General features: G+C 67.3%; 25 protein-coding genes and 1 pseudogene. 17 read left to right on the plus strand and 9 right to left on the minus strand.

The window, feature by feature from the left end; genetic code table 11:
- Positions 1 to 360 precede the first annotated feature (360 nt).
- From C3B61_RS17485 to C3B61_RS17495, 3 genes are read left to right on the plus strand one after another with little or no spacing between them, the layout of a single operon-like run.
- Positions 361 to 732 (plus strand): DUF7793 family protein, encoded by a 372-nt coding sequence (locus tag C3B61_RS17485; protein WP_103461756.1) that lies wholly within the window; start codon positions 361 to 363, stop codon positions 730 to 732.
- A 39-nt stretch (positions 733 to 771) separates the two neighbouring features.
- On the plus strand, positions 772 to 2310 hold the full coding sequence (locus tag C3B61_RS17490; protein ID WP_103461757.1) for a putative bifunctional diguanylate cyclase/phosphodiesterase: 1539 nt from the start codon (positions 772 to 774) through the stop codon (positions 2308 to 2310).
- Between the two features lie 9 nt (positions 2311 to 2319).
- Positions 2320 to 3108, plus strand: coding sequence for a class I SAM-dependent methyltransferase (locus tag C3B61_RS17495; RefSeq protein ID WP_103461758.1), 789 nt, complete (start codon positions 2320 to 2322; stop codon positions 3106 to 3108).
- A 92-nt stretch (positions 3109 to 3200) separates the two neighbouring features.
- On the opposite strand, the pseudogene C3B61_RS17500 reads toward C3B61_RS17495, so the two are convergent.
- Positions 3201 to 3893 (minus strand): annotated as a pseudogene (locus C3B61_RS17500) (helix-turn-helix transcriptional regulator); the annotation flags it as partial.
- A gap of 73 nt (positions 3894 to 3966) precedes the next feature.
- Between C3B61_RS17500 and C3B61_RS17505 the strand changes: the two are divergent.
- The 3 genes from C3B61_RS17505 to C3B61_RS17515 all read left to right on the plus strand — a co-directional run bounded on the left by C3B61_RS17505 (position 3967) and on the right by C3B61_RS17515 (position 6301).
- Positions 3967 to 4707 (plus strand): alpha/beta fold hydrolase, encoded by a 741-nt coding sequence (locus tag C3B61_RS17505; protein WP_103461760.1) that lies wholly within the window; start codon positions 3967 to 3969, stop codon positions 4705 to 4707.
- A gap of 104 nt (positions 4708 to 4811) precedes the next feature.
- Positions 4812 to 5594, plus strand: coding sequence for a DUF4386 family protein (locus tag C3B61_RS17510; RefSeq protein WP_103461761.1), 783 nt, complete (start codon positions 4812 to 4814; stop codon positions 5592 to 5594).
- Positions 5595 to 5683: 89 nt separating this feature from the next.
- Positions 5684 to 6301: a hypothetical protein gene (locus tag C3B61_RS17515; RefSeq protein WP_103461762.1), complete on the plus strand. Its 618-nt coding sequence runs from the start codon at positions 5684 to 5686 to the stop codon at positions 6299 to 6301.
- Positions 6302 to 6369: 68 nt separating this feature from the next.
- Here the strand turns inward: C3B61_RS17515 and C3B61_RS17520 are convergent, their stop codons facing one another.
- Positions 6370 to 7299 carry an NmrA family NAD(P)-binding protein gene (locus tag C3B61_RS17520; protein ID WP_103461763.1) on the minus strand — a complete coding sequence of 310 codons (930 nt, stop codon included), beginning with the start codon at positions 7297 to 7299 and terminating at the stop codon, positions 6370 to 6372.
- Positions 7296 to 7886: a MarR family winged helix-turn-helix transcriptional regulator gene (locus tag C3B61_RS17525; protein WP_103461764.1), complete on the minus strand. Its 591-nt coding sequence runs from the start codon at positions 7884 to 7886 to the stop codon at positions 7296 to 7298. Before C3B61_RS17525 ends, C3B61_RS17520 begins: the two co-directional genes overlap by 4 nt.
- A 78-nt stretch (positions 7887 to 7964) precedes the next feature.
- Between C3B61_RS17525 and C3B61_RS17530 the strand changes: the two genes are divergently transcribed.
- The 4 genes from C3B61_RS17530 to C3B61_RS17545 all read left to right on the plus strand — a co-directional run bounded on the left by C3B61_RS17530 (position 7965) and on the right by C3B61_RS17545 (position 11643).
- Positions 7965 to 8486, plus strand: a complete 522-nt coding sequence (locus C3B61_RS17530) for a hypothetical protein (RefSeq protein ID WP_133160356.1) — start codon at positions 7965 to 7967, stop codon at positions 8484 to 8486.
- An 84-nt stretch (positions 8487 to 8570) separates the two neighbouring features.
- Positions 8571 to 9719 (plus strand): hypothetical protein, encoded by a 1149-nt coding sequence (locus tag C3B61_RS17535; protein ID WP_103461766.1) that lies wholly within the window; start codon positions 8571 to 8573, stop codon positions 9717 to 9719.
- 85 nt (positions 9720 to 9804) lie between these two features.
- The gene (locus tag C3B61_RS17540) at positions 9805 to 10938 is read left to right on the plus strand and encodes a hypothetical protein (protein ID WP_103461767.1); all 1134 of its coding nucleotides are present in this window, start codon (positions 9805 to 9807) and stop codon (positions 10936 to 10938) included.
- A 207-nt stretch (positions 10939 to 11145) separates the two neighbouring features.
- Complete coding sequence (locus tag C3B61_RS17545; RefSeq protein WP_208858849.1) at positions 11146 to 11643, plus strand: hypothetical protein; 498 nt, start codon at positions 11146 to 11148, stop codon at positions 11641 to 11643.
- Between the two features lie 106 nt (positions 11644 to 11749).
- Here the strand turns inward: C3B61_RS17545 and C3B61_RS17550 are convergent, their stop codons facing one another.
- Genes C3B61_RS17550 through C3B61_RS17570 form a run of 5 tightly spaced genes read right to left on the minus strand, consistent with a single transcriptional unit; the run spans position 11750 to position 14737 of the window.
- Positions 11750 to 12418, minus strand: a complete 669-nt coding sequence (locus C3B61_RS17550) for an HAD family hydrolase (RefSeq protein ID WP_103461768.1) — start codon at positions 12416 to 12418, stop codon at positions 11750 to 11752.
- Positions 12415 to 13380, minus strand: a complete 966-nt coding sequence (locus tag C3B61_RS17555; protein WP_103461769.1) for a TIGR03557 family F420-dependent LLM class oxidoreductase — start codon at positions 13378 to 13380, stop codon at positions 12415 to 12417. Before C3B61_RS17555 ends, C3B61_RS17550 begins: the two co-directional genes overlap by 4 nt.
- 9 nt (positions 13381 to 13389) lie before the next feature.
- Complete coding sequence (locus C3B61_RS17560; protein WP_103430130.1) at positions 13390 to 13773, minus strand: GntR family transcriptional regulator; 384 nt, start codon at positions 13771 to 13773, stop codon at positions 13390 to 13392.
- A complete protein-coding gene (locus tag C3B61_RS17565; protein ID WP_103461770.1) occupies positions 13770 to 13985 on the minus strand; it encodes a hypothetical protein in 216 nt (71 codons plus the stop codon). Before C3B61_RS17565 ends, C3B61_RS17560 begins: the two co-directional genes overlap by 4 nt.
- The gene (locus C3B61_RS17570) at positions 13982 to 14737 is read right to left on the minus strand and encodes a hypothetical protein (RefSeq protein ID WP_103461771.1); all 756 of its coding nucleotides are present in this window, start codon (positions 14735 to 14737) and stop codon (positions 13982 to 13984) included. The genes C3B61_RS17565 and C3B61_RS17570 overlap by 4 nt, the downstream gene beginning before the upstream one ends.
- Positions 14738 to 14981: 244 nt before the next feature.
- Between C3B61_RS17570 and C3B61_RS17575 the strand changes: the two genes are divergently transcribed.
- Genes C3B61_RS17575 through C3B61_RS17590 form a run of 4 tightly spaced genes read left to right on the plus strand, consistent with a single transcriptional unit; the run spans position 14982 to position 18914 of the window.
- Positions 14982 to 16010, plus strand: a complete 1029-nt coding sequence (locus tag C3B61_RS17575; RefSeq protein WP_103461772.1) for an iron-siderophore ABC transporter substrate-binding protein — start codon at positions 14982 to 14984, stop codon at positions 16008 to 16010.
- A 44-nt stretch (positions 16011 to 16054) separates the two neighbouring features.
- A complete protein-coding gene (locus tag C3B61_RS17580) occupies positions 16055 to 17056 on the plus strand; it encodes a FecCD family ABC transporter permease (protein WP_244285987.1) in 1002 nt (333 codons plus the stop codon).
- Positions 17053 to 18108, plus strand: coding sequence for a FecCD family ABC transporter permease (locus tag C3B61_RS17585; protein WP_103461774.1), 1056 nt, complete (start codon positions 17053 to 17055; stop codon positions 18106 to 18108). The genes C3B61_RS17580 and C3B61_RS17585 overlap by 4 nt, the downstream gene beginning before the upstream one ends.
- A complete protein-coding gene (locus C3B61_RS17590; protein ID WP_103461775.1) occupies positions 18105 to 18914 on the plus strand; it encodes an ABC transporter ATP-binding protein in 810 nt (269 codons plus the stop codon). The genes C3B61_RS17585 and C3B61_RS17590 overlap by 4 nt, the downstream gene beginning before the upstream one ends.
- A gap of 163 nt (positions 18915 to 19077) precedes the next feature.
- On the opposite strand, the gene C3B61_RS17595 is transcribed toward C3B61_RS17590, so the two are convergent.
- Positions 19078 to 19965 (minus strand): MerR family transcriptional regulator, encoded by an 888-nt coding sequence (locus tag C3B61_RS17595; protein WP_103461776.1) that lies wholly within the window; start codon positions 19963 to 19965, stop codon positions 19078 to 19080.
- A gap of 280 nt (positions 19966 to 20245) precedes the next feature.
- Here C3B61_RS17595 and C3B61_RS17600 point away from each other — a divergent pair, with 280 nt between their 5' ends.
- From C3B61_RS17600 to C3B61_RS17610, 3 genes are all read left to right on the plus strand, one after another.
- The gene (locus tag C3B61_RS17600; protein ID WP_244285988.1) at positions 20246 to 21289 is read left to right on the plus strand and encodes an iron-containing redox enzyme family protein; all 1044 of its coding nucleotides are present in this window, start codon (positions 20246 to 20248) and stop codon (positions 21287 to 21289) included.
- Entirely contained in the window at positions 21286 to 21585 is a 300-nt protein-coding gene (locus tag C3B61_RS17605) for a CDGSH iron-sulfur domain-containing protein (protein WP_103461778.1), read from the plus strand. The genes C3B61_RS17600 and C3B61_RS17605 overlap by 4 nt, the downstream gene beginning before the upstream one ends.
- Positions 21586 to 21715: 130 nt before the next feature.
- Complete coding sequence (locus C3B61_RS17610; protein ID WP_103461779.1) at positions 21716 to 22066, plus strand: GntR family transcriptional regulator; 351 nt, start codon at positions 21716 to 21718, stop codon at positions 22064 to 22066.
- Positions 22067 to 22068 lie beyond the last annotated feature (2 nt).

Raw genomic sequence — 22068 nt, forward strand, 5'->3', positions numbered from 1 at the left:
GCTCTCTGCCATAGGTTGCCTCTTCGGGGGTTCGTGGGGCCACGATCGGCGGACGCTCTCTGCCGGCTATGGCTTGCACCTTAGACCTGCTGAATGGAGCTGGGCGGGGGCCGGCCCGCTGCGGCCGGGCAGGTACCGAAGCCGCCGTCGGGGAGCCTGGCCCGGCGACGCAACCCCGTGGCTGATACCTTTCAGCGGCACGCGACCCAGGCTCGGCTGGTGCCCGATGCGAAGCTGTCTTCGCCGTCGATGACACTGCCGTGAATATTGGTCGGGGATTGACTTGATAAGCACCTGAACACGAGTAGCTTTGAGGAGTGGCTGAACGGTTCGGCTGCGTGCCCGGGGGAGGACGTTGTAATGGGTCCGGTCGCTGCAGACGGCGCAAAAGAGACTCTCGAAACGGTCGATGGAATTCTCCATCTGCGCTGGCAGCCCGGGGCTCACATTCAGATCGAAGATGCCCACCTCGCGATGGCGAAAGTTAACGACGCATGCGGGAACGAACGTCGGGGCATGCTCGTCGATATGGCAGCGGTCGGGTCGGTGAGCCGAGAGGCCAGGTCCGTGTGGTCTATTCCCTGCAGCGCCTCGCGCATTGCTCTTCTGGGCAAATCACCTGTTGACCGAGTCTTGGCGAATTTCTTTCTCGGTGTGCACATTCCGCCGTGTCCGACCAAATTCTTTACCTCGCGCAGCGAAGCCATGAAATGGCTTACTGCCGGTGTCTAAGCGTGCAGAAGCGCTGCGCAGAGTGCGTCTTTGGGTGATATGAGCTCGGGAGACGACGCCGATGACCCTCGTTTGCAGCAGTTGGTGGAGGGGGTTGTCCGGTTGGCTGCCGGCGACCTGGACGCGCGGATAGAGCCGTCTGACTTGAGGGATGACATCGACGCTGTGATCACCGGCGTCAACCTCCTCGCCGAGGAACTCAGCTACATCTACTCGAATCTGGAACAGCAGGTTTCTGACCGTACCGCCATGCTGCGGCAAACTCAGGCCGAGCTGGAACAGATGGCAAAGACTGACGACTTGACGGGCCTTGCGAATAGGACCCTGCTCAACGAGCAAATCAACGAGGCAATCCTGGCCAGCACGGACAGTGGAAAACCCCCGGCTGTGCTGGTGCTGGACGTGGATTCCTTCAAAGCCGTCAATGACGCTCTGGGCCATGGGGCCGGTGACGCAGTACTGATCGAGGTTGCCCGGCGCCTCAAGCGCGCCGTACGGGCCGTCGATACCGTGGCACGTCTGGGTGGGGATGAGTTCGCCATCCTCATCATCGAAGCGACGGAAGAGGAAGTCCTGAATATTGCGCACCGGGCGTCGGCGCAGCTTCAGGACAGCGTGCAGGTTGGAACCGAAACCGTCTGGGCGATGGCCAGCATCGGGGTGCGTATCGGCACGCCGGGCCATCCAGCTGAGTCGCTGATTCGGGATGCTGACATCGCCATGTACCAGGCGAAGGCGCATGGCCGCAACAACATCCAGCTGTTCCACCCCGACATGCTCGACTCTGTCCGTGAACGCTCACGCATCACAGCCGAGCTTCGCAACGCCGTCGCCGGCGGCGAGCTGGCGCTGCGTTACCAGCCGGTGGTTGAATTGGCCTCAGGAACAGTCATAGGTTTCGAAGCCCTCCTTCGGTGGCACCATCCGTTGCGCGGACTCATCATGCCGGATAGCTTCATTCCCATCGCGGAAGAAACCGGCCTGATCCTGGAATTAGGACGTTGGGTGCTTCACGAAGGAGTCGCCCAGTTGCGACGCTGGAGCGAAACCGAGCCTGAGCTCACAGACTTCTGCCTACACATCAATCTTTCCGCCGCCGAACTGCTGCGCCGTGACCTGCTGGAAGATGTCAGGGAGACGCTCGCTAGGAATCATGTGGCTCCGCCGCGATTGGTTCTGGAGATCACCGAGACCGTCTTGATGTCGAAGGGAACGGCGGAAGAACAGGTCTTGGGCGAGCTGCGAGATCTCGGTGTGGGGCTGCAAATTGATGACTTCGGCACCGGCTATTCGTCCATCAGCTATCTCCGAACCCTTCCAGCAGACACGGTCAAAGTCGACCGTTCCCTGATTCAGGACATGGCATCGGACCCACAGCAGCAAAAATTCGTTGCTGCCATTCTCCAACTGATTTACTCGGCGGGCCTGAAGGCGATCGTCGAAGGCATTGAGACCGCCGAACAGGCGATTCTGCTGCAGACGATGGGTTGCCTATACGGACAAGGCTATTTCTATGACCGCCCGCTACCGCCCGAGATGGTTCTGGGGAGGCTCAGGAGTCTCGCGCACCGTCAGTAGAGTGAGAGCATGTCAAAGCTTTGGGAGCAAATGCTACTTGTCCCATCGGTAGTGCGCCTCACCTCCCGGGCACCGAAGGACCCGTCAGCGGCGTGGGACGGGTACTGGCGAGGAATCCGCACCACCGGCCGTTCGGGAGACGTGCTGTGGGACTCCGGATCCCAGACCGAGCTCGAGCAGTACACCGACGCCGTCCTGGGCCATTTCAATCCGGCTCTTCCCGTCATCGACATTGGATGTGGCAACGGAACCAATACCCGCTGGCTTGCTGGTCTTTTCCCGAGGGCTATCGGCATTGATGTATCCGTCGGCGCCATCGCGCTAGCGAGGCGGGAAGCCGCAGGCCTCCACAACGTTGAGTTCCTGGCTATGGATGCAACGGAACCCGGTGCTGGAGAGCACCTGCTGGAGTCGGTGGGGCCTGCCAACGTTTTTGTTCGCGGAGTTTTTCATGTGCTAAAACCAGACCAGCAAGCCAGCCTGGCTACCAACCTACGCACCGTTGTCGGGAACAACGGCCGGGTATTCCTAGCCGAAACCAACTTTCCCGGAAGCAGTCTCGCCTACCTGCAAGAGCTGGGCGCCACCCGGCGAAGCATGCCACGGCAGTTGCAAAGGGCCCTGGAAAACCTGCCCCGCCCCGGACATTTTGGCACGCAGGAACGGCACAACACCTTCCCGGACTCGGACTGGCACTTGATCGCCGACGGGCCGGCACACATCGAAGTGACTCCTATGAACGCCAACGGCCATTCGCAGCATGTTCCGGGATATTTCGCTCTATTAGCCGGCGCCTAAACACCTCGCCGTGAGCGGCTATGGCTGGTGATGGTCCCCGCTCCACTCCTTCCGCGGGTGTCGTTTTCGCCCTGTGGCTCCTTCTCTGCTCGGCCCCGCTCGTGCACCGCTCTGGCACTCGCCGGGGGCTCTCCGACCTCTTGGATCGAATGGCCGCCGCAGGCCGTCTTGGTTACGCTGGCCCGTTCGATGCGAGACACGGTGAACCATCGCATTGCGTCACGCAGTCGGCACCACCCGACCAGGTACCACTGGCCGTTCGTGCAGGCGAAGAGCACGGGTTCGACGTCGCGTGTGGTCGTGGTCCCGTCTCCCGATGTGTAACGAAGACGGATTACTCGCTGCTCGGCCATCGCCTCCTCCAGTGCCGATCTGATTGCTCGTGAAGCGGCGGGCGGCGCGTTGACCCACACTCGGCCGGCCAGCTCGTCGGCTCGTGCTCGGGTTCGGGGATCGAGGACGTCCAGGATCTTCTTGATACCGGCTGCGGCCAGATCGGCGTAGGGGGCATCGGACGCAGCGGACACGGCTGCCATGAGCGCCACGGCCTGCGCTGGGGACAGGCTGACCGGCGGGAGGGACGCGCCTATGGCCAATCCGTAGCCGCCGCCCGGACCTGGGCGCGACCAGAGAGGCGCGCCGCTGTTCTCTAGCGCAGCGAGGTCTCTCTTGACGGTGCGCACGGACACTTCGAACTCTCTCGCCAGCCGCTCGGCGGAGCAACCCCGCGATCCGTTGCGGCGTAGCATCTCGGTCAACGCATGAAGTCGTTCTGTTCGCTTCACCGTTCAGCCCGCATCAAATTCATGACACAAATAGTGACACACACCTGCCGGTAGTGCCTACGAGAGTAGTGACATGACAACTACATCGAGCAGTCCCACCATCATTCTCATCGCCGGTCACTGGCTCGGCGCTTGGGCTTGGGATGAAGTCCTTGAACACCTGAAGACCGACCTCTCTCGGGCAATCGCGCTCACTCTGCCCGGTCTCGACGGGGACGATCCTGAGCGTGCGGCGAAGACCCTCGACGATCAGGCCGCCGCGATCCTGGACGCCATCACTCGACTCAATGACTCTGACCATTGGCCCGCGGTCATCGTCGCTCACAGTGGCGCAAACGCCCCCGTCAGCCTCGTCCTGGACCGGCACCCTGAACTTGTCCATCGGGTGGTGTGGGTCGATTCCGGCCCAGTGGCGCCGGGAAGCGTCTACGCCCCCGACCTCCCGGAGGGAATGGAGGAGCTTCCGCTGCCGCCGTTCGACGTTCTCGCCCAGCAGGCGAGCCTCGAAGGTCTCAGCGCAGAGGTCCTCGAGCGTTTTCGGGCCCGGGCGGTGCCTGAGCCCGGCCCCGTGCTTCGTCAGCCCGTCGAGCTCACGAACGACGCCCGTCGCACGGTGCGGACCACCCTGGTGTGCTGCTCGCTCCCGAGCGCGCAGGTGCTGGAGCTGGCCCGTGCAGGCCATGCGATGTTTGCCGAGGTCGCGAACCTCGAGCACCTCGACGTCGTCGACCTCCCGACAGGCCACTGGCCGATGTGGAGCCGCCCCTGCGACCTCGCCAAGGCCATTCAGTCGGCGGCATCCCGAATCGACTGAGCCCGCATGCGCGCGGCCGACCTCGCGAGTACCATTCCGGGCATCACTAATCCGTGACCGGTTCGCCAGCACTGCCAGCGCGGAGCCACCCAGAGAAACGCACCGTGCGCGCATCCAACGAAGACAACAGCGGGACCGCGGCTGCAGGGATCGCCGCGAACACCAATCGGGCAGCGTTGCGTGCCGGTGGAATCACGGTGGTCATTGCCGGGCTCGGCGGAATCGTCTGGTTCACCCTCGAGCTGCTGCCACCGGTGCTCGGCTTCGATGACACCGACAACCCCGCGGTGAGCCTCGACTACCTGCGCCAGTACCCCCAGTTTTACCCTCTGGCCGGGGTCGTACTTGTCACCATGGCTCTCGCATTCGTGGTGGCGAGTTTCGCCGTCTCGGATGCGCTCGCACCCCGCGCCAGCAGCATCACGCGCCGAAGCCTGAGCGCGGTCGGAGTCCTGTCGGCGGCGTTTCTCTTCATGCACGGGGTGTTGCGTTTGTCGGTGGGGCCGTTGCTTTACATCGACGGAATGAACAGCAGCTGGGGTGAGTCCGCCTACCTCACCATTCAGACGTTGGGAATCCACGGTTTCGCCCAAGCGAGCCTCCTCACGCTCTGTGTCTGGACCGTGGGCATCAGTGTCGCCGGGGCGCGCTCCCGTGCCCTGCCGATCTGGCTGTGCGTCCTGGGAATCGTCACCGGCCTTCGGCTTGTGGTGGTGGTCGCTGGTCCGATCCTGACGGCAGCAAGTATCGACTTGCCTGAGATCTTCTGGTTTGGCTCGGTGGCGCTGATTCCACTGGCAATGCTGTGGTGGCTGGCGCTCGGGGTGGTGCTGTTGGTCATGTCTCGCCCCATCCGCAAGCAGAAACCTGTCGATTCGGTGCCGTGAGCTACGTCGAAGCGGGGGGCTTGACCGCACAAAACCACGGCGCTATGTTCCGCCGTGTCGGTGTGGCACGCCTCGGAAGGAGTCCTCGGATGTCCCATGTGTTCTACGGTGTCTGGTTGGTTCGGCGGGGAGGTCTGGGTTGGGCCACGCACGAGGCGAAGTTCCCCACCCTCCCGATTCTGGCTCACATCCAATTGAGCTCTCTTCACCTGCAGGACGGTGACAGGTTCCAAATGTTTCGTCAGCAATATGCGCTGGCCTATATCGAGACGGTGAATACTCCCAGCGGAATCTGGGGGATCCCGAACCCTAACAAAGAGACGGACAACAACGTCTGGCTCACGACGGACCATCTCACGTTCCAGCTGCAGGTCGACGGCGTGGTGACCGCTTCGGCGTTCGGCCTGATCCACGACCTGAGTGCGGGAGCAGGCAGCGAAGCCAAGGTGACCTACAGTCGGGATCTCGCCATCTTTGATGACGAGGGCCGGGTGGTGGGCACTCATCGAGTGGTGCAACTGGAAGGCGGCGGGCGAATCGACCTTGACGACGTGCAGGAGCGCGTGCTGGAACGCGCGACGGCACGGTCCGATCGGCACGTCGATGTCGTTCCGGTCGACCTGGAGGGAATTCCGCCAGACGCCGAGTTCCGCATCAACCTGCGTACGCGCCGCCCGGCGCCTCCCCGCGGTTCAAGCTTGGGCTGATCCGTTAGGGGTGTTCTCGCGCGCTCCCCCGCTCTCGTTCACAGAAGCATTGCGTGCAAGGGACGGACCTACTTGCCGGCTGCCGCAGCGACGTCAGGCTGGCTTGCCAGGTGCGCGGCGAGCACGTCCCGCACTGTTGTCCAGGCATGGACGCCGTAGCGGTCGTTGTCGACGTGGTGCAGCTGGGCCTGGCCGCTGAACATGCTCACGAAGTACTGCATGCCCTGCCAGGCGGGGAAGGTCGCATCCTCGCTCTTCGACAGGCGCCGCACGCCCTTGGCCATCGCCGAGAGGGTGCCGGTGGTGCCGGCCCACTGCAGCGTGAATTTGGTGCCGGTCAGCTCCGACATCGTTTGGGCCACGCTCCGCGCGGTGACCCGGTCGCCGGCGATCTCCACGACCCGGGGCGCGTCGGGGTCGAGTGCGACGAGAGCCACGACCCGGGCGACGTCGTCTTTGGTGGTGAAGTCAAGGATCTGGTCGGCCGAGGACCAGTACATGACTTTGCGGCGACCGAACGCGATCATCGGCGCGGTGCCGGTGAGCATGTCGGCAAACGCGCCATTGAGAACGGAGGTGACCTTGATCGGGGCCGCGTCGAGGTCGGCGGCGAACTCGCGGCGCAGCTCGAAGTTGCGGTTGGTGCCCAGCGCGATCTGGCGGTAATCCGACGAGTAGTCCGAGGGGATGAACCGGGGCACGTCGGCGGCCACGGCCGCGGCCAGCAGCGCGCGCTGCGCATCCACGATCACCGGTCGGGTGCCGCTCACGGCCGACACGACAACGTCGGAGGCGGAGACGGCTTGGGTGAGCGCCGCGTGGTCGAGGTACTCGGCCGTGACGATGTCGACGCGGTCGTTGGCGGCGTAGAGGCCGGCGGCCGAGGCGCTACCCGGTCGGGTGAGCACGCGGATGCGGGTGTCGTGGGTGAGCAGTTCGCGCACGATGCGCTGACCGAGGTCGCCGGTGGCGCCGGCGACGAGAACGGATGTGGTCATGGGCGGGTCTCGGTTTCTGTAGTGGGCTGGGGGCGGCGGCGGGATCGCTCCGGGGCCGGCACCGGAAGGTTGAGGTCGGAGTTGGTGTCGGGGAGGGAAGCCGCGGTGGCGCCGGTGCCGAGAGCGGCCTTGGCCAGCAGCTGCCGCAGTTGGGTTTGTTCGTCGGCGGACAGGCCGCCCATCAGGGCGTCTTCGACCGTGCGGAGAGCCACGCGGGCCGTGCGGAGCAGCGCGTGGCCCGCCTCGGTGGGGTGCACCTGACGGATGCGCCGGTCGCGCAGATCGGGGCGACGCTCGACGAGCGCATCCGTCTCGAGCGCATCGATGATGTAGGTCATCGCGGTCTTGTCGATGCCGAGCCGGTGCGCCAGCGCGAGCTGCGACGTGGGCTCTTCGGTGGTGATCGCCACGAGCACCTGGTAGCCGCGGGGACCGCCGGGCACATCGGCCACGGCGACGCTGCCGGCCCGGGAGTAGCCATGAAACATCAACGCGAGCGACCAGCCCAGCTCGGTCTCGATGCCGTTGGCGGTCCAGTCGATCTGCGCCGCGGCATCCGTGGGCGAGGTGGGGAGTGATGCGTGCATGCAGAGATCGTATCAGTTTCAGATCATCTCAGAGCCAGAAGGTACCTGTGGAGGCACCGGGCCTCTAGAGTGAACAGCATGGGGCGAACATGGGGACTTCGATGGGTTGGCGTGGTTGGGCTTCCGGTCGCGTTGGTGTTGAGCGGATGCACCTCGACGGCAGATGCGGTCTCGCCGCCACCGGCTACCGCCTCCGACTCTGCGACAGATTCGGCAGATGACCAGGCGTCGGATCTGAGCGCGTTCGAACAGCAGCTACCGCTCAGCGGGGAGTTCGTCTCGCAAGCAACGGCCACTGAAGGCACCGTCGACATTGAGCGCCGTAGTGACGGGTCCGTCTGGGTCTTGCTGGACGACTTCCACACCGGGGACGCGTCAGACCTGCGTCTGTACCTGAAGGAAGACGCGCTGGTTCAGGATGCGGACGGGTACTGGGGATCCGCCGAGGGCGGTTACGAAATTGCCGTGATCGATCCGGACGCGATGGCTCAAGAGATAGAGGTTCCCGGCGCGTGGGACATGCCGGAGATCCGTTCGCTCACCGTCATGGACTACACCCCGCCCAACTTCCCGGCACTGGGTTCTGTCGCGCTCGACTGACGGCGTGAGTTTGCCGCCGTCGCCCGACCGCTACCCTCTGTAGGAGCCGAGTGTTGGCGGACAGGGCACGCGTGGGGTGGACGGATGCGAACGATAGACAGCACGACGAGCCTGCACACCGCAGCGCTCACCGACCGGGTGAAGCGCGGGGACGTGCGAGCGTTTTACCGGCCGTTCGCGGAGCGGTACCCGTCGGTGCGAAACCGGTTCCTGAAGGTGCAGCGGGCGGTCATGTTCATCGGTGCCGCGCTGGGCTTTTTGGGCGTGCCCCTCCTGGCGGTGGGCGTGGTCCTCGTGGTGAGCAACGCGAGGGCTGACCGAGTCGTAGGCGACCTATCTATGGTCATCACTGGTCTGGTCATGATCGGTGGAGGCGTGTTTTTCGGGTGGTTCTTTTTGCGCTTTTCGACGCGTCGGGGCACCCCGAAGCGGCACTACCGGCTCTCCCGGTTCGCGACCGACAACGGACTGAGTTATGAGCCCGGGCCGATCACCGGCGCGCACGTGACACCGTGGGCGTCGCGCGGCCTTCTCACGCTCACCCGGGTGATGCGGCCGGTATCGGAGGTATCGGAGCGCTCGATCGAGTTCGCCAACCACGAACTGCGGTATGGAGTTGCCGGCACCGGCACGGCCCAGTTCGGCGGCTTCTGCGCTGTGCGGCTGAGCACGCGCCTACCGCACATTCTGTTGCGCGCCCAGGACGGTCCGGGCGATCGGTTCACACTGGTGGACCTGCCCGCCAGCAGCCAACGACTCTCCCTCGAGGGAGACTTCAACGACTACTACACCCTGTACTGCCCCGAAAAGTACGAGCGGGATGCGCTCTACCTCTTTACGCCGGATGTGATGGCACGTCTGATTGATCGGGTGCGCGGCTTCGATGTAGAGATCATCGACGACTGGCTGTTCCTGGTGAGCAGCCGCGACGTGGTGACCCTCGACCCGGACGCCTGGCAGGCACTCTACGACGCGGTCGGCGCTCTGAGCGACAAGATCGGCCGCTGGGAGCGCTGGCGGGACGACCGGATGCCCGCGGTGCCGCGGGTGACAACGGGCACGGATGCCGGTACTGCCGCGGTCGAGCTGAAGCCTGCCCCGAGATCCGGGCGGGTGGCCAAGCGCGGCCGACGGCTGCGGATGCGCCTGGGCGTGGGTACGTGGATCGGGCTGATCGCATTCGCACTGCTGATGGTCGGTGGCGTGGTCTCGATGTTCCACCAGGGCGGATAACTAGGCGGGCGGCCGCATCCGTTGCCTGAGCGCTAGTCTCGGGTAGGCCGATTGTGGCCGAGCGAAGCACACGTGGGGTGGACGGATGCACACAACGGAATACAGCACGACGAGCCTGCACACCGCAGCGCTCACCGACCGGGTGAAGCGCGGGGACGTGCGAAAGTTCTACCGGACGTTTGCGACGCGGTACCCGTCGGTGCGCAACCCGCTCATGCTCATGCGGCGGGTGTGCATGTTCATCGGTACCGGCTGCGTCCCCATCGGAGCCCTCGCCCTGGCCTACGGCATAACGGAGGTGGTCAGCGGAGGCGCACCCGTCGCCGATGTCGTCGCGCCGGTCGTCGTCGGCGCTCTGCTGCTGAGCGTGGGAATCATGATGGCGCGGTTCTTCGTGCGCACGTTCAAGCGCCGGGACACCCCCAAGCGGCACTACCGGTTGGCCCGGTTTGCCACCGCCAATAGCCTGAGTTACCTGCCCGGGCCGGTCTCCGGCAAGCACCTGAAACCGTGGGCCTCGCGAGGCGTTCTCACGCTCACGCGGGTGATGCGGCCCGCGTCGGAACGCACGATCGAGTTCGCCAACTACGAGCTGCGGGTTGACACGCTGGGCAGCAGCAACGCCCAGTTCGGCGGATTCTGCGCCGTGCGGCTGAGCACGCCCCTGCCGCACATCCTGTTGCGCGCCCAGGCCGGAAAGGCCGGAAAGTTCGCCCTGGCGGCACTGCCCGACAGTGCCCAGCGGCTCTCTCTCGAGGGCGACTTCAACGACCACTTCACCCTGTACTGCCCGGAGGAGTACGAGCGAGACGCGCTGTACCTCTTTACTCCGGATGTGATGGCCCGCCTGATCGATCGGGTGCGCGGATTCGATGTGGAGATCATCGACGACTGGCTGCTCTTGGTGAGCAGCCGCGACGTGGTGACCCTCGACCCGGAATCTTGGCAGGGACTCTACGACGCCGTGGGGGCCCTGAGCGACAAGATCGGCCGCTGGGAGCGCTGGCGCGACGACCGGCTGCCGGCGGTGCCGCGGGTCGCAACGGGCACGGATGCCGGTGCGGTGGCGGTCGGGCCGAAGCCGGCCGCTTCCGCGGGCCGGGTGGCTAGGCGCGGGCGACGACTGCGGATGCGCCTGGGCTGGGGTGAGGCGATCGGGCTGATCGCGCTCGGATCGCTGCTCGTCGGCGGCGTGGTGTCGCTCTTCTACTCGCCCTGACCCGCGCCCGGGCCTGGCCGGGGCTGGCGCCCCCAGAACGGCACGAGAACGGGACGGTCGATGGCTCGACCGGAACCGGTCCGGCGGTCCTTGACACAACTGGCCATAGCAAAGGACCATCGCTGCTGGAAGGGTTGTTTCCATCGAGCATCCGCTCGTCGCAGCCGGCGATAGTGCAGTCGCACTGCCCGAGTTCTGCGCCACCGATTGAACGGACCGCTCATCTCCTCCACCGCTTCCCACCCCGCGCCGACCGACTTCGACTTCGTCATCGGCGACTGGACCGTTCATCACGAACGCTTGGACGGGATCTTCGTCGGCGCCGACACCTGGACGGCGTTCGAGGGGCTCTCCTCCACGCGCAAGATCCTCGGTGGCCACGGCAACCTCGAGGACAACCTCCTTAGGCATCCGTCGGGCGACTTTCATGCGGTGGCGCTGCGCTCCTACTCCGTCGCCGATGGCGAGTGGAGCATCTGGTGGCTCGACGGGCGTAACCCCACGCACCTCGATACGCCCGTGCGCGGGGCGTTCAGGGAGGGTATCGGTACCTTCCTGGCGGAGGACGTGTTGGAGGGAGTGCCCATCCGCGTGCGCTTCATCTGGGATGCGACCGGGTTTCAGCCCACGTGGGAGCAGGCGTTTTCGAACGATGCGGGCCTGTCGTGGGAGACGAATTGGCGAATGACGTTTCGGCGCGCATAACCGTCAGGCCCGGGGCGGCCGTCGGTTGCGAACGCGGTCGGCCCGCGGGATCTCGACAAGCTCGATCAACGGAGAGGGGCGTTGCATCTTGATCGGTTCAGCCCGCCTATTCGAGCCAGCCCATCTCGTCGAGCCGGTCGAGGAACTCGGCCGGACCGGCGAAGACCCTCTCGGCACCGGCCTGCATGAGCAGGTCTCCGGCGATGCCTCCGGTGAGCACCCCGAACGAGCGCACACCCGCGCTGGATGCGGCTTTGATGTCCCACTCCGAGTCGCCGACGAAGACGGCCTCGTGGGCTTCGACACCGGCACGGTCGAGAGCCACTCGCACGATGTCGGGGTTGGGCTTGGCCACATCCACGTCGTCGGAGCTGGTGGTGGCATGGATGGCGTCGTCGGCGTTGATGAGATCAAGCAGGATGTCCAGCTCATCCTCGGGCGCGGAGGTGGCGAGCACCACGATGATGCCCTCGTCGTTCAGGGCTTCGAGCAGTGACCGGGCCTCCGGCAGCAGCCTGAGCCGCGGGGCGAGAGCCTTGTAGTTCTCGGCGTGCAGGTCTTTGGCGCGGGTGATCCAGGCCTCGTCCCTCTCCCCCACCAGCGAGGTCAACAGCTCACCGGCATCCTGCCCGATGGAGCGGTGGATGAGCCAGGCCTCGACGTCGACGCCGAGAGTCTGGAAGGCCTGATGCCAGGCGTCGACGTGCAGGTAGTTGGAGTCGACCAGGGTGCCGTCGATGTCGAAGAGCACGGCCTGGGGCGCATGTGTGGTCATCGGGTGCTTTCGTCGAGCAGTCGGGGGCGGAGGTCGTTTTCGAAAAAGTCGAAGAAGCCGTCTTGGTCGGGGCCGGCGTTCATGAGGGCGATGTGGTCGAAGCCGGCCTCGGTGAATTCACCGATCACCTCGAGGTGTCGCTCCACGTCGGGGCCGCAGGCGAACTGCTCGCGGATGTCGTCCTCGCGCACGGTGGCGGCCGCGGCCTCGAAGTTCACCGGGTTCGGCAGCTCGCTCATCACCTTCCAGCCGCTCAGAGCCCAGGCATTGGTGCGGTGGGCGGCCGTGACGGCTTCTTGCTCGGTGCGCGCCCAGGCGAGCGGCGCCTCGGCGTAGAGCGGGCCGGTGCCGCCGGCCTCGCGGTAGCCGGTGACCAGGTCGGCCTTGGGCTCGGTGGCGAACAGGCCGTCGCCGTGCTCGGCGGCGAGCGCCACGGACTTGGGCCCGCTCACCGCGACGGCCAGGGTGGGCAGCACGTCGGGCAGGTCGTAGATGCGGGCGTCTTCGAGCTTGAGGTACTTGCCGTCATAGTTTTGGAAGCCGCCCTTCCAGAGCAGCCGGATGATGTCCAGCGCCTCGTTGAAGGTGGCGTGCCGCTCGTGGATGCCGGGGAAGCCGCGGCCGACGATGTGCTCGTTCAGGCGCTCGCCCGAGCCAACACCGAGGGTGAACCGGCCGTCGGAGAGCAAGGCCAGGGTGGCGGCGGCCTGCGCGATGATGGCCGGGTGGTACCGCACGCTCGGGCAGGTGACACCCGTGGCGAGTTCGAGGGTGGTGGTCTTCGCGGCGATGAAGCTGAGCACATTCCAGACGAAGGGTGAATGGCCCTGGGCCTCCACCCAGGGGTGGAAGTGATCGCTCATCTCCACAAAATCGAAGCCGGCCTGTTCGGCGCGCACGGCTTGGCGAACGAGTTCTTGGGGTCCGAAGCTCTCAGCGATCAGCTTGTATCCGATTTTCATCCTTCGACGCTACGCAGACGGATGCGCCGGTGCAAGCCTTTGCGGCGGCATCGGCTCGGTCCACTCCACCCGCACGGCACGGATGGCGTCGGCGAGGGTGAGCCCGCCGAGCGCGGCGATGTACTCACGCGCGGCCGCTCGGGCCTCGGCGGGCAGGGGCGTCACATCGCGCACCCGGGTTCCCGAGCGGTTGGAGACGAGCAGACCATCGGATTCCAGCTCCGAGTAGGCGCGCGCCACGGTTCCGGGGGCGAGCCGCAGGTCGCCGGCCAGTTGGCGCACGGAGGCGAGCTTGTCGCCGGGCGCGAGGTTGCCGGAGAGGATCTCGTCGGCGAGCTGCTGCCTGATCTGCTCGAACGGCGGGGTGGGGCTGGCCTCGTCGATGGTGATCATGCGCGCGTGGTCGGCTCGGCGGGCTGGAGGGTGCTGGGCACAGGGCGCACGGTGAACGGCGGCGTCACGGCATCCAGTACGGCCAGCAACAGCAGAGCCACACCGATGCCCACCACGATGAGCCCAATGCAGAAGAGGGTGAGCGCCACCGTGAACCACGGTTGGATCTCGGCGTAGCTGCCGTCGAACCACTGTCCGCTCGCCGCGCTCATCGCCCTGCCGCCATGAACATCAGCCCGCCCAGATAAACGATGAACGTGCCGGTGGTGAGCTTCACGATCACCCGGGTGATCAGCAGTCGCATCACCTGGTCGGCCTCGCGCAGTGTCGTGTGGGTGGGGCGGGCGGATGCGGCGACCCGCGCCAGTGCCGTCGCGGCCGCGATCGCGAGGGCAACGGTGACGAGCAGCACGGGCACGCCGTAGTACCAGCCGGGGTACGGGGTCGCGGTGCTGCTGTAGGCGCCGCTGTCGATGCGGATGGCGCGGAACAGGCCGTCCTCCGACGCCTCCGACGTGAGACCGAAGGCGACGATCACGCCGAGCAACAGCACCCCTGCGGTGGCCGGCAGCACCCGTGCCCAGGCCGGTGCGAAGCTCCAGGGGTGCCGCGGCGCGAGGTCGGCACTGCGTTGACTACCGGATTCCGCCACCGGCACCCCGGGCAGGGCGGCGATGACGAGCAGGCCGGCCAGGCTCATCAGGGCGGGGACCAGGAGAAAAACCAAGTCGTAGCCGGCGGGCATCGCGTGGTCCACCGCAACGGCCAGGGCACCCACCACAACCGCCGCCGTGGTCGCGAGGGCTGCACGACGCCGGAAGGCGCGCCGCGCGGCGTGCAGGCTGGGCGCCAAACCGGCCGGCACGGTGACGCGACGGAACGCCTCGGTGGAACGCAGCCGAGCGACCGCCAGCCAGACGAGGGCCAACGCGGCGATGATGACGACGAGCGGGATGAGACCCATGAGCGGCACCCTTCTGTACCAAGTGGTCAATACAGTATCAAGTGTGTCAGTTGATTGATACAGCGACGTGCCGGCCGAGTCGACGGACGCTGAGGCGACTTGCTTTTGCATGCGAACGCACTGGTAAGGTTAGGCAACCCTTACGACCGCGCCGGACTGGACCTCTGCGCACGGCCGACGGGTGCGGCATCACAGCTGCCGCCGGTCCGTCCCTGACCCCTGCATCACGATCACGAGGAAAACCATGCCCCGCGCATCCACTCTCATTGCCTTCTCGGCCGCCGCCGTGCTCACCCTGGGCCTGGCCGGCTGCTCCACCTCCCCCGCCGCTGACACCGCCGAGGCCGCATCCGGCGACTTCACGCCGGTCACCATCGAGCACGCCTTCGGCGAGACCGTCATCGAGGCCAAGCCCGAGCGCGTCGCCACCGTCAACTGGGCCAACCAAGAGGTGCCGCTGGCCCTCGGCGTGGTGCCGGTGGGCATGGCCGCCGCCACCTGGGGCGACGACGACACCGACGGCATGCTGCCCTGGGTGAAGGAGAAGCTCGACGAGCTCGATGCAGAGACCCCCGTGCTGTTCGACGAAACCGACGGGATCGACTTCGAAGCCGTCGCCGACACCAAGCCCGACGTGATCCTGGCCGCGTACTCCGGCCTCACCGAGGAGGACTACGACACCCTCACCGCCATCGCACCTGTTGTGGCCTACCCGGAGACCGCCTGGGGCACCTCCTGGCGCGACATGATCTCGCAGAACGCCGCCGGCATGGGCATGGCCGCCGAGGGCGACGACCTCATCGCCGAACTCGAGACCGAGATCGCCGCCACCGCAGCGAAGTACCCGTCGCTCGAGGGCAAGACCGCGATGTTCCTCACCCACGTGGACGAGGCCGACCTCAGCGAGGTCAGCTTCTACACCACCCACGACACCCGCACGATGTTCTTCGACGACCTCGGTATGGAGAGCGCACCGAGCATCATCGAGGCCTCCGACGCCACCGACAAGTACTCCCTCACCGTGAGCGCCGAGCAGTCGGATGCATTCAGCGACGTGGAACTCATCGTCACCTACGGCGGCACCGACCTGGTCGCCACCCTCGAGGGTGACCCGCTGCTGTCGCAGATTCCCGCGGTGGCCAACAAGTCCATCGTGAACCTCTCCGGCGACGGCCCCATGGGCACCGCCGCGAACCCCACCCCGCTGTCGATCTCGTACATCCTCGACGACTACGCCGCCCTGCTCGCCGCGGCGGCCGACAACGCTAAGTGACCTCAACAACCACTGCTTCATCAGCCGCTTCGAGCGTCGCCACCGTGCGACGCCCGAAGCGGCTGCGGTCGTTGTGGTTGCTCGCCGCGCTCGGGGTACTCGCCCTGCTGATGCTGACCTCGATCACCATCGGCTCCCGCGCGGTGGGCTGGGACGACATCCTCGCCGCGCTCGGCGGCGCCACCGACGGCTTCGACCGGGCCGCGGTGGCCACCCGCATCCCCCGCACCCTGCTGGCCGTGGTCGCCGGGGCCGCCCTGGGCATGTCCGGCGCGGTGATGCAGGGCGTGACCCGCAACCCGCTAGCCGACCCGGGCATCCTGGGCGTGAACGTGGGCGCGGCACTGGCCGTGGTCAGCGGCATGGCCTACTTCGGGCTCACCTCCGCCTCCTCGATGATTTGGGTCGCGATCGTCGGCGCCGGCATCACCGCCGTGTTCGTCTATACGATCGGGTCGCTCGGCCGCGGCGGCTCCACCCCGCTCAAACTGGCACTGGCGGGTGCGGCCACCTCCGCGGCGCTGGCCTCATTCGTCACCGCCGTGGTTCTGCCCCGCAACGACATCGCCGGCGGGGTGCGGTCCTGGCAGATCGGCGGCGTCGGCGGCGCCACGATGGAGAGCATCCGCCAGGTGGCACCGTTTCTCCTGGTGGGCTTCGTGCTCTGCTTCCTTTCCGCCCGGGCGCTGAACTCGCTCGCGCTCGGCGACGACCTCGCCGCGGGGCTGGGCGAACGCGTGGCCGTGGCCCGCGGCGCCGCCGCGCTCGGCGCTGTTGTGCTGTGCGGCTCGATCACGGCCGTGGCCGGGCCGATCGGTTTCGTCGGCCTCGTCGTGCCGCACGCCTGCCGACTGCTGGTGGGCGTTGACCACCGCTGGCTACTGCCGTTCTCCGCGGTGCTCGGCGCCGCGCTGCTCACCGGCGCCGACGTGCTCGGCCGCATCGTGGCGCGGCCCAGCGAGATCGACGTTGGCATCATCACCGCCCTGATCGGCGCCCCGTTCTTCATCTACATCGTGCGCCGACGCAAGGTGCGTGAGCTGTGAGCGCCGCTGTTGCCGTGAAGCCGCTGTCGACAGCGGATGCCGTGGCCCGCAGCCGCGCGCGCCGCGGCATCCGTCGTCGCCGGGTGATCACCGTGCTGGCGCTGGGTATCGCCGTCGGCTACCTCGTCAGCCTCATGGTCGGCCAGACCATCTACTCCCCCGCCGAGGTGCTCGCCGTGATGCTCGGCCAGGACGTGCCCGGCGCCGGTTTCACCGTGGGCCGGCTGCGGCTGCCGCGGGCGACCCTGGCCGTGCTGGCCGGGCTGTGTTTCGGGCTGGGCGGCGTGACCTTCCAGACCATGCTGCGCAACCCCCTGGCCAGCCCCGACATCATCGGTATCAGCTCGGGCGCCAGCGCCGCGGCCGCGTTCGCGATCATCGTGCTGGGGCTGGGTTCGACCGCGGTGTCGGTAGTCGCGATCGTGTGTGGGCTGGCCGTGGCGCTGGCCGTCTACGCGCTCGCGTACAAGGGCGGCGTGGCCGGCACCCGGCTCATTCTGATCGGCATCGGTGTGGCCGCGATGCTCGACAGCATGACCGCGTACGTGCTTTCCCAGGCCGCCGAGTGGGATCTGCAGGTGGCCATGCGCTGGCTCACCGGTAGCCTGAACGGCAGCACCTGGGCGCAGACCCTGCCGGTGCTGGCCGCGCTGGTAGTGCTCGCGCCGGTGTTGCTCGGGCAGTCCCGCAACCTGTCGATGAGCCAGCTCGGTGACGACACCGCATCCGCTCTGGGGGTGCGGGTAGAGCGGTCTCGGGTGATTCTGATCGTCGCCGCGGTGGGACTGATCGCGTTCGCGACCGCGGCGGCCGGGCCGATCGCGTTCGTGGCGTTCCTGGCCGGGCCGATCGCGTCGCGCATCGTGGGGCCGGGCGTCTCGCTGCTCGTGCCGGCCGGGATGGTGGGCGCACTGCTCGTGCTGGTGGGGGACTTCGCCGGTCAGTACGCGTTCGGCACCCGGTTCCCGGTGGGCGTCGTCACCGGCGTGCTCGGGGCGCCGTACCTGATCTACCTCATCATCCGCACCAACCGCGCCGGAGGCTCCCTGTGACACTCATTCATACCCTCACGGTGGAGAACCTCACCCTCGGCTACGGCGACCGCACCGTGATCGACGGCCTCGACCTGGTCGTGCCGACCGGCCGGATCACCGCGATCGTTGGCGCGAACGCCTGCGGCAAGTCCACCCTGCTGCGCTCGATGTCGCGGCTGCTCGTGCCGCGGGGTGGCCAGGTGCTGCTCGACGGCACCCAGGTGCACCGGATGCCCGCCAAGGAGCTGGCCCGCACGATGGGGCTGCTGCCCCAGTCGCCGATCGCGCCCGAGGGCATCACCGTGGCCGACCTGGTCGGCCGGGGCCGCAACCCGCACCAGCGGATGTTCTCCCGCTGGAGCGCTCTCGATGACGAGGCCGTCGCCGCGGCGCTGGACGCCACCGACACCGCGTCGTTGGCCGACCGGTCCGTCGACGAACTCTCCGGCGGGCAGCGCCAGCGGGTGTGGATCGCGATGGCGCTGGCCCAGCAGACCGACCTGCTGTTGCTCGACGAGCCGACGACGTTCCTCGACGTGAGTCACCAGGTAGAGGTGCTCGACCTGCTCACCGACCTCAACCGGGCCCGCGGCACCACCATCGTGATGGTGTTGCACGACCTCAACCTCGCCGCCCGGTACGCCGACCACCTCATCGCCCTCGCGGATGGCCGGGTGCACGCGGTGGGCGAGCCGCACGAGGTGCTCACCGAGGAGACCGTGCAGGCGGTCTTCGGGCTGTCGAGCCGGGTGCTTGTCGATCCCACCTCGGGCCGCCCGATGATGCTGCCGATCGGGCGGCACAACGTGGTGGTGCCGGTCTAGCGCTCGTCTCGGGGTCGAGCTCGTCGAGGCCACGGTCGGCCCGAGGTATGCGGGTAGCGCGCCGTTGTGCGGGTGGCGCGCCACGCGCACAGCGGCGCCGTGCCCGCATAACGCGAATCGGGCATCCGTTGCGCCAGGCCAGCCGGCACGGATGCCCCCGCACTCACCCCGGCTGCACGTCAAAGACGCTCACCGGAGCACCGTCGCCGGTGAACAACGACGGCCCGCGCACAACCTGCCGGGCCGTGGGCCGGATCGCGGTCAGGCGGTGCCGGGCGCGGTGCTCCTCGAAGGCGAGCAGGTGCAAGTATCCGGCGGCGGCCTCGTCGACCGGGGTCGGCTCGGTGGCGGATGCAGCGGCGAACGTGACCTCGACGCGGCGCGGCAGAGTGCCGGCCACCGCGGTGACGGTGCTCCCGGTGCTCGCGTGCACCACCTTCTCGATGCGCGCGAGGGCGGCCGAGTCGAGGCCGGCCCCGCCGGAGCGGGCCAGGAGCATCTGCCCGCTGGCGTTCCGAACTCCGGTGTCGGGCACCGCGGTCCAGCACACGGTGGCCGGCTCTGCCCCGAGGTCAGTCAGTGCGTCGCGCAGGGCCCCCTCGATGGCGGGCATGTCCACGGCCAGCCCGGTGAAGGTCTCGACGCGGCCCTCGGCATTCTCGGGGAGGTCGAGATCGACGATGATGCCGACCCAGTCTTGGGCGGCGGCGGGAGTGCTGTGGGCGATGAAGTCGTCGGCGTCGAAGATGCTGATCTTCTCGGCCACGGCGAGGGAGAAGTCCTCCAGGTGCCGCCGCAGCGCCACGGTCTGCCGCCACCGGTCGAAGGGGAAGTCCGGTGCCGAGGCCAGTTCAGCCAGCGGCACCTGGGCGCGGCGCAGGAGATCGACGGTCGCGCCGTGCTGGAGCTGCTGCCGGGCGTAGTAGCGGTACCCCGACCCGGGGTCGACCCACGCCGGCGTCACGATCCCCCGTTCGGCGTAGAGCCGGAGTGCCTTGGCGGTGAGTCCGGTCATCGCCTGGAATTCGCCGGCGGTCAGGTCATCGGTCATGGTGCTCCTGGCTTTGGGTGGATGGGTGTCTCCCCATCATGGGCGTCGCCCCTGGGGCGAGGTCAAGCCGGCGGCGGGGTCTCGACAAGCTCGACCGACGCAAGGGGGACGTTCCCGAGGTCGGGTCGCGCGGTCTCGACGAGCACGGGCGACGAGGCGCTGGAGGACCCCGAAACCAGTTTCGGCCTCGGGTCCTTCCCAACCTCCCCTGCTAAGGTCGCTGCCTGGCCGCGCCGCCACTCGGGCGTGCGAGCCGGTCAACAAGAGCGAGGTAAGGCACGTGAGAATCCCCCAGTCCCGAGGTCCGGTGAGCGCCGCCCTGCTTGAACTCCTCAAAACTTCTCCTACTGCGGCCGAGACTGACCTCGCCACAACACTGCGCGAGCTCACCGCCAGAGCCCTGGGCGAAACCGCCGACATTCTGCAGGATGATGACCTGCAGACCGCCCTGTTCCTGGCCTACGAGCTGCGCTACAGCGGCCTGCGCGGCGTCGACGACGACTGGGAATGGCACCCCGAGGTGCTCGCGCTGTGTGCCGGCATCGAACTCGAGTTTGAGAAGGCCCTGCGCGAACGCGCCCCGATGCCCGAGCTGCCCGCACCCGGCGTGGAGAGTGTCGCCGCCGCCCTGTTCGAGCTCACCGGGTCGGACACCGGGCCGAGCGTCTCGCGGTACATGGCGAAGAAGGCCACCGACGAGCAGGCGCACGAGTTCCTCATCCTGCGCTCGATCTACCAGCTCAAGGAGGCCGACCCGCACAGCTGGGCGATCCCGCGCCTGCGCAGCCGGGCCAAGGCCGCACTGGTGGAGATTCAGGCCGACGAGTACGGCGGCGGCCGGTTCGACCGCATGCACTCTGAGCTGTTCGCCCGCACGATGCGCGGCGTGGGCCTGGACGCCACCAACGGTCACTACGTCGACGTGGTGCCGGCGATCACCCTGGCCTCCAGCAACATGATGACGATGTTCGGCTCCCACCGGCGGTTGCGTGGCGCCATCGCCGGGCACCTCGCCGCGTTCGAGATGACCTCGTCCCAGCCCAACCGGCTTTACGGCAACGGTTTCCGCCGGCTCGGCTACGACAAGGACGTCACCTTCTACTTCGACGAGCACGTCGAAGCGGATGCTGTGCACGAGCAGATCGCGGCCCGCGACCTGGCCGGCTCCCTGGCCACCGACGAACCCGAGCTGCTCGAGGACGTGTTCTTCGGGGCGGCGTCCGGCCTCTTCGTGGACGGCCTGGCCGGCACCCAGCAGCTCGACGCCTGGACCGCCGGCACGTCGGCGCTGCGCGTTGCGGACACCGCGAGCCTGCCGGCATGACCGAGCCCGACGAGCAGCCCGCCCAGCGGTGGGACGACCAGTGGGCCGATCAGCCCGCTGCCGGTGCGGACGAGCCCGTGAGCATCACCGCGTACCCGAATGGTCCGCTGCTGGTGCGCGGCACCTTCGAGATCCTCACCCCGTCGGGCGAGGTGATCCCGCCGCGGCGCAAGACCGTGGCGCTGTGCCGCTGCGGGGTGTCGACGCTCAAGCCCTTCTGCGACGGCAGCCACAAGGCGATCGGGTTCAAGACCGAGCAGGAACCGCCGGCTCCGCAGCCGCCACTGTCCGCCTAGTCGGCCCATCGTCGGCTCGGCCGATCGTCTGATCGCCTGCTCGTCGGTCGAGCCTGTCGAGACCTCCTGAGGGGCGCGCCAGCCGCCGCAGCCCTCGACACAACGGCATTGTTCTACTAACATTGCAAACATGTTGTTTCGTGTGGATCCGGCCTCGACGGTCTCGCTTGCCGAGCAGCTCGCCGTGCAGGTGCGAGCCGGGGTCGCCGACGGCACGCTCGCGCCGGGCACCCGGCTGCCGCCGGCCCGGGAGCTGGCCAGCGCGCTCGACATCAACATGCACACGGTGCTGCGCGCCTACGCCCAGCTGCGCGACGACGGGATCCTCGAGATGCGCCAGGGCCGTGGCGCCTCTGTGCGAGCGGATGCGGGCGCCGGCACCGTGCGCCTCGTCGAACTCGCCGACGCGCTGCTCGCCGAGGCGCGCAAAATGGGGGTCGCCCTGCCGGACGTCCTCACCCTGATCCAGACGAGAGGCTGAGC

The organism is Cryobacterium zongtaii (genome assembly GCF_002909375.1).
Classification (GTDB): Bacteria; Actinomycetota; Actinomycetes; order Actinomycetales; family Microbacteriaceae; genus Cryobacterium; species Cryobacterium zongtaii.

Bases quoted from the DNA above. Each gene is read 5' to 3' on its own strand.
- C3B61_RS17560 (WP_103430130.1), bottom strand. From the start codon at position 13,773: ATGATCACCATCGACGAGGCCAGCCCCACCCCGCCGTTCGAGCAGATC.
- C3B61_RS17485 (WP_103461756.1), top strand. From the start codon at position 361: ATGGGTCCGGTCGCTGCAGACGGCGCAAAAGAGACTCTCGAAACGGTC.
- C3B61_RS17610 (WP_103461779.1), top strand. From the start codon at position 21,716: ATGTTGTTTCGTGTGGATCCGGCCTCGACGGTCTCGCTTGCCGAGCAG.
- C3B61_RS17530 (WP_133160356.1), top strand. From the start codon at position 7,965: ATGGGGCGAACATGGGGACTTCGATGGGTTGGCGTGGTTGGGCTTCCG.
- C3B61_RS17605 (WP_103461778.1), top strand. From the start codon at position 21,286: ATGACCGAGCCCGACGAGCAGCCCGCCCAGCGGTGGGACGACCAGTGG.
- C3B61_RS17565 (WP_103461770.1), bottom strand. From the start codon at position 13,985: ATGAGCGCGGCGAGCGGACAGTGGTTCGACGGCAGCTACGCCGAGATC.
- C3B61_RS17555 (WP_103461769.1), bottom strand. From the start codon at position 13,380: ATGAAAATCGGATACAAGCTGATCGCTGAGAGCTTCGGACCCCAAGAA.
- C3B61_RS17550 (WP_103461768.1), bottom strand. From the start codon at position 12,418: ATGACCACACATGCGCCCCAGGCCGTGCTCTTCGACATCGACGGCACC.
- C3B61_RS17520 (WP_103461763.1), bottom strand. From the start codon at position 7,299: ATGACCACATCCGTTCTCGTCGCCGGCGCCACCGGCGACCTCGGTCAG.
- C3B61_RS17535 (WP_103461766.1), top strand. From the start codon at position 8,571: ATGCGAACGATAGACAGCACGACGAGCCTGCACACCGCAGCGCTCACC.
- C3B61_RS17575 (WP_103461772.1), top strand. From the start codon at position 14,982: ATGCCCCGCGCATCCACTCTCATTGCCTTCTCGGCCGCCGCCGTGCTC.
- C3B61_RS17505 (WP_103461760.1), top strand. From the start codon at position 3,967: ATGACAACTACATCGAGCAGTCCCACCATCATTCTCATCGCCGGTCAC.
- C3B61_RS17570 (WP_103461771.1), bottom strand. From the start codon at position 14,737: ATGGGTCTCATCCCGCTCGTCGTCATCATCGCCGCGTTGGCCCTCGTC.
- C3B61_RS17495 (WP_103461758.1), top strand. From the start codon at position 2,320: ATGTCAAAGCTTTGGGAGCAAATGCTACTTGTCCCATCGGTAGTGCGC.
- C3B61_RS17490 (WP_103461757.1), top strand. From the start codon at position 772: ATGAGCTCGGGAGACGACGCCGATGACCCTCGTTTGCAGCAGTTGGTG.
- C3B61_RS17595 (WP_103461776.1), bottom strand. From the start codon at position 19,965: ATGACCGATGACCTGACCGCCGGCGAATTCCAGGCGATGACCGGACTC.
- C3B61_RS17540 (WP_103461767.1), top strand. From the start codon at position 9,805: ATGCACACAACGGAATACAGCACGACGAGCCTGCACACCGCAGCGCTC.
- C3B61_RS17525 (WP_103461764.1), bottom strand. From the start codon at position 7,886: ATGCACGCATCACTCCCCACCTCGCCCACGGATGCCGCGGCGCAGATC.
- C3B61_RS17515 (WP_103461762.1), top strand. From the start codon at position 5,684: ATGTCCCATGTGTTCTACGGTGTCTGGTTGGTTCGGCGGGGAGGTCTG.